Source organism: Dactylosporangium sp. CA-139114, from assembly GCF_050955725.1.
Taxonomy (GTDB): Bacteria; Actinomycetota; Actinomycetes; order Mycobacteriales; family Micromonosporaceae; genus Dactylosporangium.
The window spans coordinates 5,244,289-5,258,326 of sequence record NZ_CP192080.1; the positions used below are offsets into that span (position 1 = coordinate 5,244,289).

The window sequence follows — 14,038 nt, forward strand, 5'->3', positions numbered from 1 at the left end:
CGTCGGGCCGGACGAGGATCCGGGCCGGGCCGCCGATGCCGGGTGCGCGGCTGCAGGCCCCTTGGCCCGCGATCCCTCGAAGCCGCCGGGCGCGGCGCCCATGACGCGGCACGCCCGCAGCGCTCGGCCTTCTCCCGTGTGATCCCCTTCCCCGCCCGCGGCGGTTTACCGAGTGCGGCACCGCCCGGACCGGGGCGGAGCGGGCGGGCGGTGAACCGGGAGCGGGGTTCGCACGTGGTCGTGGCGGGACCCCGGTCGGCGGGGGACCGGTCAGGAGCGTGCCGTGCCCGACTTCGCGATCGACTACGGACTGCTGCACCAGGCCCGCAAGGACCTCCACGACCTGGCCGACCGGATCGGGCCGCGGCTCGGGGACACCGTCTTCTCGCAGGTGGGCAGCATCGAGTACGGCGACAGCGACAGCGTCTTCGGCAACGAGACGCTCGCCGAGAGCTTCCGCAGCCTGTACCGGCGCGCCCAGCACCCGATGAGCAAGGCCGAGGACGACCTGCGCGAGCTCGGGGACATCTTCGGGGCCGTGGCGGACGGCTACTTCGACGTCGACGCCCAGATCGCCGACGGCATGGGCATGATGGGCTCCACCCTCGACCTCGACCGGTGGAAGGACAAGAAGGCCGAGTGGGACTACCTGCAGGGCCATCGCGGCGACTGCGTTCCCGGGCCCGACGGCAAGATGCCGGACTTCTGCTCGGCGACCGACCCCGGCCCGCCGCCCACCGACATGACGATCAACACCGCGACCGGCTCCGTGCACACGCACCTGACGCTGGACGAGCACAACAACGTCATCAAGGAGGAGACGACGGTCGTCAACGGCGACCAGAAGTACACCTCCACGACCACGTACAGCGACGGTGGCAAGAACTACACCACGGACACCGTCTTCAGCGACGGCAGCAAGACGCACTCGGTGACCACGACCGGCGACAACGGCTCGTCGACGACCGACACCACCGACCAGGACGGCAAGACCACGCACACCGTGATCGCGCTGAACCCGAACGGCGGCGGCACGATGACCGTCAGCGAGCCGGACGGCACCGTGACCGAGTACTCGCGCCCCGACCGCTACGCGAAGTGGGACGAGACCAGCAAGACCAGTCCCGAGGACGACACCTACTACCCGACGCCGATGTACTGACCGGAATTGGAGCCGAGCAAATGCCCAACATCTCCCTCGACTACGAGAAGATCGAGGCGACGTCGACCCGCCTCGACGGCGCGGTCCGCGACATCCTGCCGATGCTGGAGTCGCTGCGCAGCGACGTGTCGAACCTGCTCGAGGACGGCCTGGTGTTCCAGCAGTCCAGCCCGGCGATGAAGGAGTCCTACGAGAAGTTCAACACGTCGCTGCTCGCGGCGATGAAGGGCATCAACGACTTCGCGAAGCAGTTCCGCGACATCCGCACCTCGATGGAGGAGATGGACACGGACATGGCCGGGAAGATCCGCTCCGCCGGCAGCTGAGCCGGCGGCCGACGCCGCGACGGGGGCGGCTCCGGGTCACGACTGCTCGCCGTAGCCGAAGTCCGGTACCTCGGCCGAGAGCAGGAACTCGGCGCCGCCCTCGGTCACCTTCTGCATCTGCGCCGAGCGCGGGAGCATCGTCGCCTCGTAGGCGCGCACGGCCTCGCCGACGCTCGCGTGGTGCGCGAGCGCCAGGGCCAGCTCGCAGCCGTCGAGCATGGCCAGGTTGACGCCGACGCCGAGCGGCGGCATGACGTGGGCCGCGTCGCCGAGCAGGGTCACGGCCGGGTTGTGCGTCCACGCGTGCGGGACGGGCAGGGCGAAGATCGGGCGGTCCACGTACGGCCCGTCGTTGTCGGTCAGCATCCGCCGCAGCCGCGGCGACCAGGCCGCGTAGGACTCCAGCAGCCGGGCCCGGATGCCCTCGGTGTCGGCGATCGTCAGGCCGCTCGCGGCGATCCAGTCGACGGGCGCGCGCTGGATGACGTACACCCGGATGTGCCCGCCGCTGTTGCGCTGGGCGAACAGGCCCCGGTCGCCGTCGGCCGCGGCCGCGCTGCCCCCGCCGACGAGCTCGACGAGGTCGGGGTGGCGCTCCCGCACGTCGGAGAACCAGGCCTCCAGGAAGGTGACGCCGCTGTACTGCGGTACCGCATCCGAAACGGCGGGCCGCACCCGGGAGAAGGCGCCGTCGGCCCCGACGACGAGATCGGTCTCGACGGTCGTGCCGTCGGCGAAGCGCAGCTCGCCCGAGCCGCCGACGGACTCCAGCGCCCGCCCCCAGCGCACGGTGCCGGGCTCGAGGGAGTCCAGGAGCAGGTCGCGCAGCTGGCCGCGGTCGATCTCGGGCTTGACCAGCTCGCCGGCCTCGGGGACGGCGTGGAAGAGCAGCTCGCCCCGGGCGTCGTACTGGCGCATCTCCTGCCCCTCGGGCCGGGCCAGCGTCAGGAACTCCTCGTGCAGGCCGGCCTCGCGCAGCGCGAGCTGGCCGTCCTCGGCGCGCAGGTCGAGGGTGCCGCCCTGGTCGCGGGCGTCGGGGCTCGGGTCGCGGTCGTAGACCGTCACCGGGACTCCGTGGCGCTGGAGGATGCGGGCGCAGGTGAGGCCGCCGGGGCCGGCGCCGATGATCGTGATGCTGGCCATGACTTGGCTCCATTCTGGACGCTGCGAAGCGGGACCTCCTCGATGCGGGCGGCGGCGATCAGGCCGGCGACGCACACGAAGAGCGTGACAAGGAAGATGTGCCGGACGCCGGTGGCGATGCCGGCCGGGTCGGCGACGTGCCCGGCGACCGCGTTGGTGAACAGGGTGCCGAAGACGGCCACGCCGACGGAGCCGCCGAGCGTGCGGAACAGGTTCGTGGCGGCCGAGGCGGCCCCGAGGTCCCGCGGTTCGACGCTGTTCTGGGCGATCGTGGTCGCCATCTGCATGGTGCAGCCGAGGCCGGCGCCGATCAGCGCCATGAAGACACCGGTCGTGGCCCGCGAGGTGTGCTCGGTCATGGTGGCCAGCAGGCCCGTGCCCGCGATCAGGAACCCCGCGCCGAGCAAGGGGAAGAGTTTGTACCTCCCGGTGCGCGTCATGTACCGCCCCGCGAGCTGCGACACCACGACGACCGGGATCATCAGCGGCAGCAGGAGCAGGCCCGAGTTCGCCGCGGAGGCGTGCTGGACGGACTGCTGGAACAGCGGCAGGTACAGCGAGCACCCGAACATCACGACCCCGGCCGCGGTGACGATCACGAGGGCCGGCGGGAAGTTGCGGTGCCCGGTGAACACCCGCGGCGGCAGCACCGGCTCGGCCACCCGGCGCTGGGACACCACGAACGCGGCGGTGGCCAGGGCGCAGCCGGCCGCGAGCGCCAGGATCGGCCACGAGCCCCAGGAGTACGTGCCCCCGGCCCAGGTCGCGGCGAGCACGAGGCTGCCGATCGCCACGGTGAGCAGGGTGATGCCGAGCCAGTCGATGCGGGCCTTCACGCGCGTGACGGGCACGTGCAGCAGCACCGCGCACCACACCAGGGCCAGCACGCCGAGCGGCAGGTTGAGGTAGAACGCCCAGCGCCAGCCGAGGTGCTCGGTGACCAGGCCGCCCAGCAGCGGGCCGCCGATCGTGCCGATCGCCATCACCGAGGCGGTCATGCCCTGGTACCGCCCCCGCTCCCGCGGCGGCACGAGCGCCCCGATGAGCGCGAAGGCCCCGGCGCCGAGCCCGCCGGCCCCGATCCCCTGCAACGCGCGGAACCCGATGAGCTGCCCCATCGAGTGCGCGGCCCCGGCGAGGCCCGAGCCGGCCAGGAAGAGCGCGATCGCGGCCAGGAACACGTGCTTGCGGCCGTAGAGGTCGCCGAGCTTGCCCCAGACGGGCGTGGAGATCGCGGTCGTGAGCGTGTACGCCGTCACGACCCAGGAGATGTGGGCGAGCCCGCCGAGGTCGCCGACGATCGTGGGCATCGCGGTGCCCACGACCATGTTGTCGAGCATGGCCAGCAGCATCGCCAGCATCACGCCGAGCAGGACCCACCGGACGTTCACCTTCCGCACGACTCGCATGACTCAAGAAAAGCAGACTGAGTTCAAAAGTGCAACGAGTCAACTTAGTGCCTGATGCCACCCTCGGGTACGATCGGCGTATGACCGAAGCCCCGCCCGGACGGCGCGAACGCAAAAAAGCCGCGACCCGGCAGTCCATCGCCGACGCGGCCCTGCGGCTGTTCCTGGAGCACGGCTACGACCAGGTGAGCATCCGCGACATCGCCGACGCCGCGGACGTCTCGACCACCACGCTGTTCAAGCACTTCCCGAGCAAGGAAGCGCTGGTGTTCGACATGGACGAGGACCGCGAGGCCCGCCTCGTCGCCGCGGTCCGGGACCGGCCCGCCGGGACGGACGTGATCGAGGCGCTGCGCGGATACGCGCGCGACCACTGGCTGCCGCTGGCCGACGACCCGCGGCTGGCCGCCTTCACCGCCCTCGTGGACTCGACGCCGGCGCTGCGAGACTACGCCGAGCGCATGTGGTCCCGGCACACGGACAGCCTGGCCGCCGCCATCGCCGAGGCGTGCGGCGCGCCGGCCGGCGACGTGGCCAGCGCGACCCTCGCCCGGTTCATGCTGCAGATCCCGGCCATCACCCGCGGCCGCCCCGACCCGGAGGCGGCCGTCGAGACCGTCTTCGGCATCCTGGCCGGCGGCTGGCGCCCGGCCTGAGGGGCCGGTCATCCGCAGCGGTACAGCTCCTGGTCGCCGACGCCGACGTCGTCCGGGACCGCGGCGCAGGCCGCCCGCACCCAGTCCGCGATCGCGCTCGTCGTGCCGCCCGTCCGGCCGGGCCGGAACCCGAAACCCCCCTCGCCGGCCCCGGGCAGCAGCACGTAGTGCAGCTCGCCGCGCGCGACGAGCCGCTGGACGCCGGCGAGGGTCGGGTTCGGGACGCTGCCGCTGAAGCCGCCCATCGGCAGGTAGGGCCGGCCGGTCGCCATGATGTACGGGGCGGCCGCGCTCCACGAGGTGGTCGCGGCCAGGTACCGCGCGCCGTCGCGGTGCGCGACCAGGTAGTCGTCGAGGCGGCGCTGGTCGGCCGTGAGCGTCCCGCTCGTCTCCCCGAACGGGCCGCCGCCGAAGCCGCCCCCGGGCCCGCCCCGCGCGACCAACCGCCGGACGTCGGGCGCCTCGCCGCCGGGGAAGCCACCACCGGGAAAGCCACCGCCGGGCATGGCGCCGGCCGGGAAGCCGCCGCCCGGTGTGCCCGGCCGGCCCTCGGGTGGTCCGGCGCCGCGCCGGTCGCCGAAGCCGCCGCCGACCGGGCCGGCCGAGGCGTCGAAGGCGCTGCCGCCGTAGCGCGGGTCCAGGACCGACGCGGCCCAGGCGCTCGGGGCGGCCACCGTCGCGGCGATCGCCAGCACCATCGCGGCGCGCAGCACGGCCCGGCGCGGCCGGGGTGCCCGCGGCACCGCGGCGGCGACCAGCACCGGCAGGGCGAGGAGCGCGGCGGCCGCGATCGTCCACGGCAGCCAGGGCAGGAAGCCGGGGAAGCGGAGGCTGAGGTACACCGCCCACGCCACCCCGGCCACGACGAGCACCGGGAGCAGCCCCGCCGCGGTGCGCCCCCGCCACCCGGGCGGCGCCGCGGCGGACTCCGGCGGTGCCGCGCCCGGCGCCGGCCGGTCGCGCAGGCCGCGCCACCCGCGAACCAGGGCCGACGCCGACAACGCGGCCAGGGGCGGCGCGAGCGAGGCCATGTACGCGGTGTGCGGGATCATGATGGCGCTGAACACCGCGGCCACCGTGGCGAGCCACAGGCCCCAGAACAGCAGGCCGGCGCGCTCGGGATCGGTGCGCGGGGCCCGGCCGCGGGCGACGAGCCCGGCCACCAGCCCGAGCACGGCGAGCGGGTAGAGCCAGCCGATCTGGGTGCCGTACCGCTGCCCGAAGAGCTTGGCGAACCCCTGCTGCCCGCCCGGGCCCCGCCCGGCCGGCGGCGCGAACCCGCCGCCCGGGCCGCCGGCGTTCGCGCCGCCGGTGAACATCGACTCGACCGCGCCCGGCACGTGCAGGCCGAAGCGGTCGAAGCCGTTGTACCCGAACACCATCGCGAGCGCGCTGTTGTTCGTGCTGCCGTCGACGTAGGGGCGCCACGCGTCCGGGGTGAGCTCGTAGAGCGCCACCCAGGACAGTGACACGGCCAGCATCACCGCCCCGGCCGCGCCGAGGTGGCCGAGCCGGCGGCGCCACGGGCCGGGCGCGGCGACCAGGTAGGTCAGCGCCATCGCGGGCAGCACCAGCCACGCCTGCATCATCTTGGCCTGGAAGCCGACGCCGATCCACACGCCCGACAGCAGCAGCGAGCGCAGCCGCCCCTCCAGCAGCGCCCGCTGGAACGCGTCGGCCGCGAGCACCAGGGCCATGGTGAGCAGCCCGTCCTCCATCGGGTGACCGAACATCGAGGCGACGACGGGGGTGAGCCCGAACAGTCCCGCGGCGAGCAGCCCGGCCGCCGGGCCGGCGAGGCGGCGAGCGACGCGGTACATCACCAGCACCGCGACCACGCCCTCCACCACCTGCGGGAGGGTCAGGGACCAGGCGTGGTAGCCGAAGATCCGCGCCGAGATCGCCTGTGGCGCGAAAGAGCCGGCCAGTTTATCGACGGTGACGGTCGCGCCCGGGTCCAGGGCGCCGTAGAAGAACGCCTTCCAGCTCACCGACATGCTCTTGGCCGCGACCGAGTAGAACAGCGCGAAGCCGCTGTCACGGATGCGCCAGGCGTAGAGCACGGCGGCGAGGGCGGCCACCGCCAGCAGGGCGGGCCGGGCCCAGCCGGGCTGGCCCTCGGGGGAGCGCCAGAACCGCAATGCAGACGTCACGGGCTCTCCATGGCATATGTCGGGATGATCCGCGTCGGAGTCTGCCCGAACATCCTCAAAACGGGCTCGGAGTCCCGGGCCGAGTACGGTGTGGTGTCATGGTCGAACCGTTCACCGCGCGCGCCTCGCCCGAGGCGCTGCAGGACCTGCGCACCCGGCTGCGGGCGACCCGCTGGCCCGACGCGCCCGAGGACGCCGGCTGGGGGCTGGGCGTCGACGTCGCGTACCTGCGCGAGCTGGTCGAGTACTGGGCCGACGGCTTCGACTGGCCCGCCCAGGAGGCCGCGCTCAACCGGCTGCCCCGCTTCCGGGCCAGGGTCGGCGGCCGCGGCATCCACCTCGTGCACGCCCGCGCGGCCGGCCGCCGCGACGCGCTCCCGCTGCTGCTGTGCCACGGGTGGCCGGACTCCTTCTGGCGGTACACCAAGGTGATCCCGCTGCTGGTCGACCCCGGCGCCCACGGGGCGGACCCGGCCGACGCGTTCGACGTGATCGTGCCGGACATGCCCGGCTACGGCTACTCCGACCGGCCCACGGGCCCCCCGCCCGACACGATCGCGGTCGCGGGGCTCTGGGCCGAGCTCATGAGCCGGCTCGGCTACGAGCGCTTCGGCGCGGCGGGCGGCGACATCGGCAGCGGGGTGAGCCGGTACCTCGCGCTCGACCACCCCGGGCGGGTCGTCGCCGTGCACCGGATGGACGCCGGACTGCCCGTCTTCACCGGCGACCGGGCCGAGCTGGCGCCCGAGGAGCGCGCGTTCCTCGACGCCGCCGCGGCCTGGGGCGCGGCCGAGGGCGCCTACGCGGCCATGCACCGCACCAAGCCGCAGACGGCCGCCGCCGCGCTCAACGACTCCCCGGCCGGGCTGGCCGCCTGGATCGTGGAGAAGCTGCGCTCCTGGAGCGACTGCGGCGGCGACCTCGAGAGCGTCTACACCAGGGACGAGATCCTCACCAACGTGACCATCTACTGGCTGACCGGCACGATCGGCTCGGCGATGCGGATGTACGGCGTGAACGGCGCCATCCCGCCCGGGCAGCACGCCCGCCGGGTCGAGGTGCCGTCCGGCTTCTCGCTCTTCCCGGGCGACCTCGTCCGCCCGCCCCGCGCCTGGCTGGACCGCATCGCGAACGTGACCTACGTGACCGAACCGGCCCGCGGCGGCCACTTCGCGCCGTTCGAGCAGCCCGAGTCCTACGCCCGGGAGCTGCGCGACTTCTTCCGCCCCTACCGCACCCGCGCCTGACCGATCAGGAGATGTCGGGTGCGGTGCTCAGCAGCCAAGTGAGGGGCTGGGCGCCGCCGGGGAGCTGTCGATGCCGCAGTCGGTGACCACCTGCTGCGGGCCGTAGCCGTTGGCGAGGAACCAGGCGAACATCCGGGACGCGAGCAGTGCGTGATCGGGATCCGCCAGCGGCAGGACGGACAGAACGCCCTCTGGGCTCAGCTCGTAACGGTGCTGTTCGTCAGCGGCAGCCATCGCGGCGATGCCGTCCAGCGTCACGTGCGTCGGCATCTGCGCACCCACGCCTTCGGCGCTCATCATGCCTCCGTCTGCGTCGTGCGTCTGGAGGCTACAGCGTCGGTGAACCGGTGCTCAGTCCTCGCGGAGCATGGTCAGGGGGATCTGCACCGCGATCGCGGCGCCGCCCGGGCCGCCGGTGAAGCCGCGGCCCGGCGGGGCGGCCATGCGCACCTGGCTGCTCACCAGCCGTGCCCCGATCGCGTCGCCCTCGGTGATCGAGCGTGGGGTGAGCAGCAGGCCGCGGCGCGAGCGGCGGGCCGCGGTCAGCCAGCTGCCGAGCGCGATCGACAGCGCGTCGGCCGCGCCCGCGTAGACCACCGCGCGGCCCCGGTCGCGCCCGCCCGCGGCCACGTCCCGCAGCACCTTGTCCGCGGCGGGCGCGGTGAGCAGGTCGGCGTCGTCGACCAGGACGACGACCGGGCCGCCGAGCTCGTCCAGGGCCGCGGCGACCGCGTCGGGCGCCGGGTCGGGATCGTCGAACAGGCGCACCCGCGGCTGGCGGCCCAGGGCCCGCAGCGGCGAGTCGCGCGGGGTCAGCACCACGAGGCCGGTGCCGCCGGTCAGCAGCGACACGGCGATCGCGGCCAGCGCGTTGCTGCGGCCCGAGCCGGCCGGGCCGCCGACGAAGAACGCCGACGTCGCCGTCAGGTCCACCACGACCGCGCCGCCCTCGTCGCCGCCGACGCCGAGCAGGGCCTGCATCGGGCGGCGCCGGTCGTCGGGGACGAGCTCGTACGCGCCGGTGAAGTCGACCCGTCCCGGCAGCGCCGCGACCGGGAACGGGCGCGCCGCCGGGGTGGTGGCGGGCAGCCGGGCGCCGATGCGGCGGATGGCCTCGGCCTGGGCCTGGCCGCTGTCGTCGGCGTCGAGCAGGGCCACCTGGGTCTCGGTGCGGCTCAGCACGTGCCAGCCGCGGCCGGGCACGATCGTGCCGGGCACCTTGCTGGGCAGGATGCCGACGAGCTGGTAGTCGTTGCGGTCGGCCTGGCGCAGCAGCAGCTTGTGGTCGTTGTGCGCGGCCAGGCGGCCGCCGAGCAGGGCCCGCTCCGAGGTGGCGATGACGTGGATGCCGGCCGCGGCGCCCTCGCGCACGAGCCGGGTGATGTCGGTGAGCAGCCGGCCCTGGTCGTGCTCGTCGAGGATCGGGGCGAGGGCGTCCCAGCCGTCGACGAAGAGCAGGATGTGCGCGGGCCGCTCGGCCTCGGGCAGGCGACGGCGCAGCTCGACGATCCCGGCCGCGTTGGCGTTGGCGCTGCGCTCCTGGCGCTCGGTCAGCTCGCGGCCGAGCCGGCGCAGGAGCCGCTCCAGGCGCTCCATGTCGTGCCGGGACACCACGGCGCCGCAGTGCGGGAGCGTCTCCAGGGCCGCGAGGCCGCCGCCGGCGGCGTCGATGCCGTACATGTGCACGTCGGCGACCGCCGCCTTGCGCGCCGCCGAGGCCGCGATGGTGCGCAGGACCTGGGTGCGGCCCGAGCGGGGCGCGCCGACGACGTAGAGGTGCCCGAAGGTGGCCAGGTCGACCGTGGCCACCCGCCGCTGCTGCAGCGCGGGCACGTCCTCCAGCGCATAGGGGATGGGCGCCGGGACGCTCGCGTGCCGGTCTTTCGGCGTCGGTACCGCCGGCAGCTCCTCCAGCAGCACCGCGTCCTCGAGCGCGGGCAGCCACGGGCTCGGCTGGGCGACGAAGTCCTCGAGGCGCTCGGCGGCCGCGCGGATCGCCTCGACGAGGGCCTGCAGGTCCGTGGGCACGACCGGCCCGGGCAGCAGCGGGTCGACGTCCTCGGCGACCAGCTCGACCGGCCGGCCCAGCCGCTGCCAGGACAGTTCCGCGGTGCGGACGGGCTCGTACTGCTGCACCGGCGCCTCGTCGAGCAGGCCGGGCCGCTCGGCGCCGACCCAGGCCGCCTGGAACGGCACGGCGCTGCGGTGCCCGGCGCGGATGAGCGCCCGGCCCGGCGTCCCCGGCGAGATGTGCACGGCCTCGCCGGTGTCGATGATGTCCTGGCTCTCCACCGTGTCGGTCACCCGCAGCGCGATGCGCAGGTTGGTGTTGGCCTTGATGTCCGGGGTCACCGCGCCGGCCGGGCGCTGGGTGGCCAGGATCAGGTGGATGCCCAGCGACCGGCCCCGCTGCGCGATGCTGATCAGCCCCGGCACGAAGTCCGGCAGCTCCCGCACCAGGGTCGCGAACTCGTCGATGACGAGCAGCAGCCGCGGCAGCCGGGCCAGGGACGGGTCGGTGGCGCGCTTGGCCCGGTAGGCGGGCAGGTCCTTCGCCTCGGCCGCGGCCAGGATCCGCTCGCGGCGGCGCAGCTCGGCGCCGAGGGAGTCCATCGCCCGCTGCACCAGGTGCGCGTCGAGGTCGGTCACCATGCCCAGCGTGTGCGGCAGCTGCGCGCACTCCCGGAAGGCGCTGCCGCCCTTGTAGTCCACGAGCACGAAGGTGAGCTCGTCGGGCCGGTTGGTCGCGGCGAGCGAGGCGACGAACGACTGCAGCAGCTCCGACTTGCCGGAGCCGGTGGTGCCCGCGACCAGGCCGTGCGGGCCGTCGCGGACCAGGTCGAGGCTGAGCGGGCCGTCGTAGCCGCTGCCGAGCACGAACGTCGTCGACGCGGGCCGGCGCCGCCAGCGCTCCAGCAGCGCCTCCGCGTCCGGGGGCTCCTGGTCGAGCAGGTCCAGCAGCCGCACCTCGCGCGGCAGCCCGGCGTCGTGCTCGGGGCTCACGTCCCGCAGCGGCGTCAGGGCCCGGGCCAGCCGGTCGCACCAGGCGACGGGCACGAGGTCCGCGCGGATGTCCTTGAGCGGTGCGGTGCCGGTCCGCCGCAGCGTGAGCGTGTCGGCCTTCGCGACCACGACCGCCCCGCACTCCTCCGGCAGCAGCCGCTCCTGCTCGTCGAGGCAGACGCTGAAGATCCGCACCCGGGGGCCGTCGGCGAGGATCTGCACCATGCCGGGCACGTCGCGCAGCGCCCGCGCGCCGTCCACGACGACGAGCAGGTCCGGGTCGGTGAACATGGCCCGGCCCATGGACGAGCCGAGCACCCGCTGCCGGGCCTGCACCTGGGCGACGAGTTCGGCGACGCGGTTGGCGATGCTCTCCGGGTCGTTGCCGATGGCCGCGTGGGGACCGTGCACGCCACCGGGGCGCAGGTGCGGCAGCCACCGTACCCAGCCCCAGCCCTCGGCCCGCTCCGGGCTGGTGAGCACGACCATGCGCAGGTCGCGCGGGCTGTGCAGCACCGCGGACTGGGCCACGAACCAGCGGGTGAGCGCCTGCACCGGCTCGGCCGCGCCGACCACGCCGAGGACCCCGCACTCCGGCAGCTCCAGCCCGACGGGCACGTCCCGGATCGTCCAGCGCACCGTGCGGTGGTTCTCGTCGCGGGCCGGGTCGTCGATCTCCTTCACCGACGGCACGTCCACGGTGCCGAGCCGCAGCAGCAGGTGGTCCGGGTCGCGGCGGCGCCGCTCCCAGAGCCGGGCGCCGGGGCCGGTCGCGATGAGCCCGACCGTGGCCGGGTCGGGGCCGGTGACGCAGCGCACCTCCCGCTCCCGGCGCACCGCCGCGTCGATCTCGACCGCGAGGCTGCGCATCCGTTCGGTGTACCGCTGCTGCTGCTCCTGGTGCTGCTTGCGGTTCGTGCGCCGGCCGACCATCCAGTTCGTGATCGCCATGACCGGCGTGAACAGGATGAAGACGAGGTAGAAGTACGAGTGGAAGACGCCGACGAGCACCAGGCCCAGCACGATCGGGGCGAGCAGGAGCAGCATCGGGAACGGCTGGCGGGGCGTGCGGCCCGGCGGGACCGGCAGCCGGACGCGCTCGGCGTCCAGGTGCGGGGCGATGCGCGGCGGCCGGTTGTAGTCCAGCCCGAAGCCGTCGGCCGAGGCGGTCACGGCCGCGTCGGGCTCCACCGGCGCGCTCAGCCGCAGCAGGGCCGGCCCCACGCACAGGTCGGCGCCGTCGGCCCAGCGCCCGCCCGGCCCGCCGCGGCCGCGGCGCTGGGCCGTGGGCAGGCCGGTGACCGGGTGCGGGTCCGGCGGCGGGGTCACGTCGGCGGGCCGCACGCCGTCGTCGAGCCGGCTCATGTGCCAGTTCGCCGTGCCGTCCGGCGCGACGGTCACCCACAGCCCGCCGGGCGGCGCGTCCGGGCCCTCGACGCGGATCGCGCACCGCTCGCCCGCGCCGATCTCGTGGCTGCCCGCGCCGAGCAGCCAGGTGGCGCCCGCACCCGGCCCGGAGACGAGGTGGACCTCGGCGAGCAACGGACCGCCGCGGGTCAGGTCGGTGCGGCCGCCGGTCGCGGCCGGGGCCGGGGCGCCCAGGCCGATGGTGCTGCCCGGGCGGATGCCGCTGCCGCGCACGGGGGCCTCGGGCTCCAGGCGCTCGCGGTCGAGGAAAACACGGCGACCGGCCGCGGCGACCGGGCCCTCGACGGCCTCGGCGAGGCCCCGCACCGTGGCGCCGTCGGGCACCTCGACGACGTGGTCGCGGGCGGCGCGCTCGTCGGCGTCGTACGCGGTGAGCATGAGCTTCATGCGGTTCCCCCGGAGCGCCGCCCGACGGCCGCGTCGTCGAACGCGGGCTCGGCGAACTCGTCCACTGTGGTCGGTTGGTGCGCGGACACGGCGGTGACCGCCGCGGCCGGCTGGTGCGCGGACACTCCGGTGACCGCGGCGGGCTCCTCCGCGAACTCCGCGAACTCCGCGAACTCCGCGAACTCCGCGAACTCGCCGGGCCGCTCCACCAGCGGCACCGCCGGCGGCAGCAGCGGGGGCGGTGCAGGGGGCGGGGCCGGGGGCGCCGCGCGCAGCAGGCGGGCGACGGCCTTGGGCAGGGCCGCCGTGTCGACGTCGAGGGGCACGCCGGCGATGCGGACGCGGCCGCCGCGCTCGGTGGTGATGAGCCGGGCGTGGCCGTGGGCGCCCTTGACGGCCAGCACGCGCACGCCCCGCCCGACGGGCTCGTCCGGCGGCTCCGGGCACACGACGAACATCGTGTCCGGGGTGGGGGCGGCGCCCGGGAAGCGCGGATGGACGCCGGCGGTGACCTGGACCCGGCCCGGGCGGGCGCGGTCGAGCTGGGCGGCCATCGCCTGGATCAGGGCCCGGGCCGTGCGGGGGTCGCCGGCGCCGGCGGTCAGGGGCGGGCCGGTGTGCAGGTCGAGGTAGGCGACGAGGTCGCGCCGGGCGATGCCGAGGGCGACCGGCTCGCCGGCTCCCTCGCCGTCCAGCCCGGCGAGGTCGGCGAGGTCGGCCCACCACAGCCGCGGGTCGTGCTCGTCGGCGGTGAACGGCGGCGGGGGAGTGCCCGGGTCGCGGCCGGCGAGCAGGACGCCCGCGGCCGCCGGGCCGACGAGCACGGCGTAGGGCTGGGCCGGGCCGGTGGCCGCGGCCCGCAGCGCCCGCCGGACGGTGTCGCGGGCCGAGGGGTCGGCGAGGGCTCTGGTCAGGCGGCGGAGGTTTCGGCGGTACCGCAGCCAGACCCGGACCGGCCGGACGAGCGCCGCACCGGTGAGCGCGACCTCGCGTCGCCCCTGCCGCAGCACGGCCTTCCAGCCCCCGGCGCGCCGGACCGCGCGGGAGGCCAGCACGAGCGCGAGGATGAACAGCCCCAGCCCGCCGATGAGCAGACTGATGGGCCCCCGGTTCCGCGACAAGAA

General features: G+C 75.1%; 10 protein-coding genes. 4 read left to right on the plus strand and 6 right to left on the minus strand.

The annotated features are described in order from the left end of the window. Positions 1 to 283 precede the first annotated feature (283 nt). Positions 284 to 1,162 (plus strand): hypothetical protein, encoded by an 879-nt coding sequence (locus ACQP2P_RS23075; protein WP_433603983.1) that lies wholly within the window; start codon positions 284 to 286, stop codon positions 1,160 to 1,162. A 20-nt stretch (positions 1,163 to 1,182) separates the two neighbouring features. Then, on the plus strand, positions 1,183 to 1,488 hold the full coding sequence (locus ACQP2P_RS23080) for a WXG100 family type VII secretion target (protein ID WP_350617783.1): 306 nt from the start codon (positions 1,183 to 1,185) through the stop codon (positions 1,486 to 1,488). A gap of 36 nt (positions 1,489 to 1,524) precedes the next feature. On the opposite strand, the gene ACQP2P_RS23085 is transcribed toward ACQP2P_RS23080, so the two are convergent. Together ACQP2P_RS23085 and ACQP2P_RS23090 are read right to left on the minus strand one after the other, a co-directional pair. Then, positions 1,525 to 2,631: an FAD-dependent oxidoreductase gene (locus ACQP2P_RS23085; RefSeq protein WP_433603984.1), complete on the minus strand. Its 1,107-nt coding sequence runs from the start codon at positions 2,629 to 2,631 to the stop codon at positions 1,525 to 1,527. Further along, a complete protein-coding gene (locus ACQP2P_RS23090; protein WP_433603985.1) occupies positions 2,550 to 4,040 on the minus strand; it encodes an MDR family MFS transporter in 1,491 nt (496 codons plus the stop codon). Before ACQP2P_RS23090 ends, ACQP2P_RS23085 begins: the two co-directional genes overlap by 82 nt. An 80-nt stretch (positions 4,041 to 4,120) precedes the next feature. On the opposite strand from ACQP2P_RS23090, the gene ACQP2P_RS23095 reads away from it, so the two are divergent. Next, the gene (locus tag ACQP2P_RS23095) at positions 4,121 to 4,696 is read left to right on the plus strand and encodes a TetR/AcrR family transcriptional regulator (protein ID WP_433603986.1); all 576 of its coding nucleotides are present in this window, start codon (positions 4,121 to 4,123) and stop codon (positions 4,694 to 4,696) included. 8 nt (positions 4,697 to 4,704) lie between these two features. On the opposite strand, the gene ACQP2P_RS23100 is transcribed toward ACQP2P_RS23095, so the two are convergent. Beyond that, positions 4,705 to 6,849 carry an ArnT family glycosyltransferase gene (locus ACQP2P_RS23100; protein ID WP_433603987.1) on the minus strand — a complete coding sequence of 715 codons (2,145 nt, stop codon included), beginning with the start codon at positions 6,847 to 6,849 and terminating at the stop codon, positions 4,705 to 4,707. 98 nt (positions 6,850 to 6,947) lie between these two features. Between ACQP2P_RS23100 and ACQP2P_RS23105 the strand changes: the two genes are divergently transcribed. Then, a complete protein-coding gene (locus ACQP2P_RS23105; protein WP_433603988.1) occupies positions 6,948 to 8,096 on the plus strand; it encodes an epoxide hydrolase family protein in 1,149 nt (382 codons plus the stop codon). A gap of 27 nt (positions 8,097 to 8,123) precedes the next feature. Here ACQP2P_RS23105 and ACQP2P_RS23110 read toward each other — a convergent pair whose 3' ends face one another. The 3 genes from ACQP2P_RS23110 to ACQP2P_RS23120 are packed head-to-tail and all read right to left on the minus strand — an operon-like array spanning position 8,124 to position 14,035. Beyond that, positions 8,124 to 8,396 carry a hypothetical protein gene (locus ACQP2P_RS23110; protein WP_433603989.1) on the minus strand — a complete coding sequence of 91 codons (273 nt, stop codon included), beginning with the start codon at positions 8,394 to 8,396 and terminating at the stop codon, positions 8,124 to 8,126. A gap of 51 nt (positions 8,397 to 8,447) precedes the next feature. Continuing rightward, a complete protein-coding gene (locus ACQP2P_RS23115) occupies positions 8,448 to 12,914 on the minus strand; it encodes an FtsK/SpoIIIE domain-containing protein (protein ID WP_433603990.1) in 4,467 nt (1,488 codons plus the stop codon). After that, positions 12,911 to 14,035: a hypothetical protein gene (locus ACQP2P_RS23120; protein WP_433603991.1), complete on the minus strand. Its 1,125-nt coding sequence runs from the start codon at positions 14,033 to 14,035 to the stop codon at positions 12,911 to 12,913. Before ACQP2P_RS23120 ends, ACQP2P_RS23115 begins: the two co-directional genes overlap by 4 nt. Between the last annotated feature and the right edge of the window lie 3 nt (positions 14,036 to 14,038).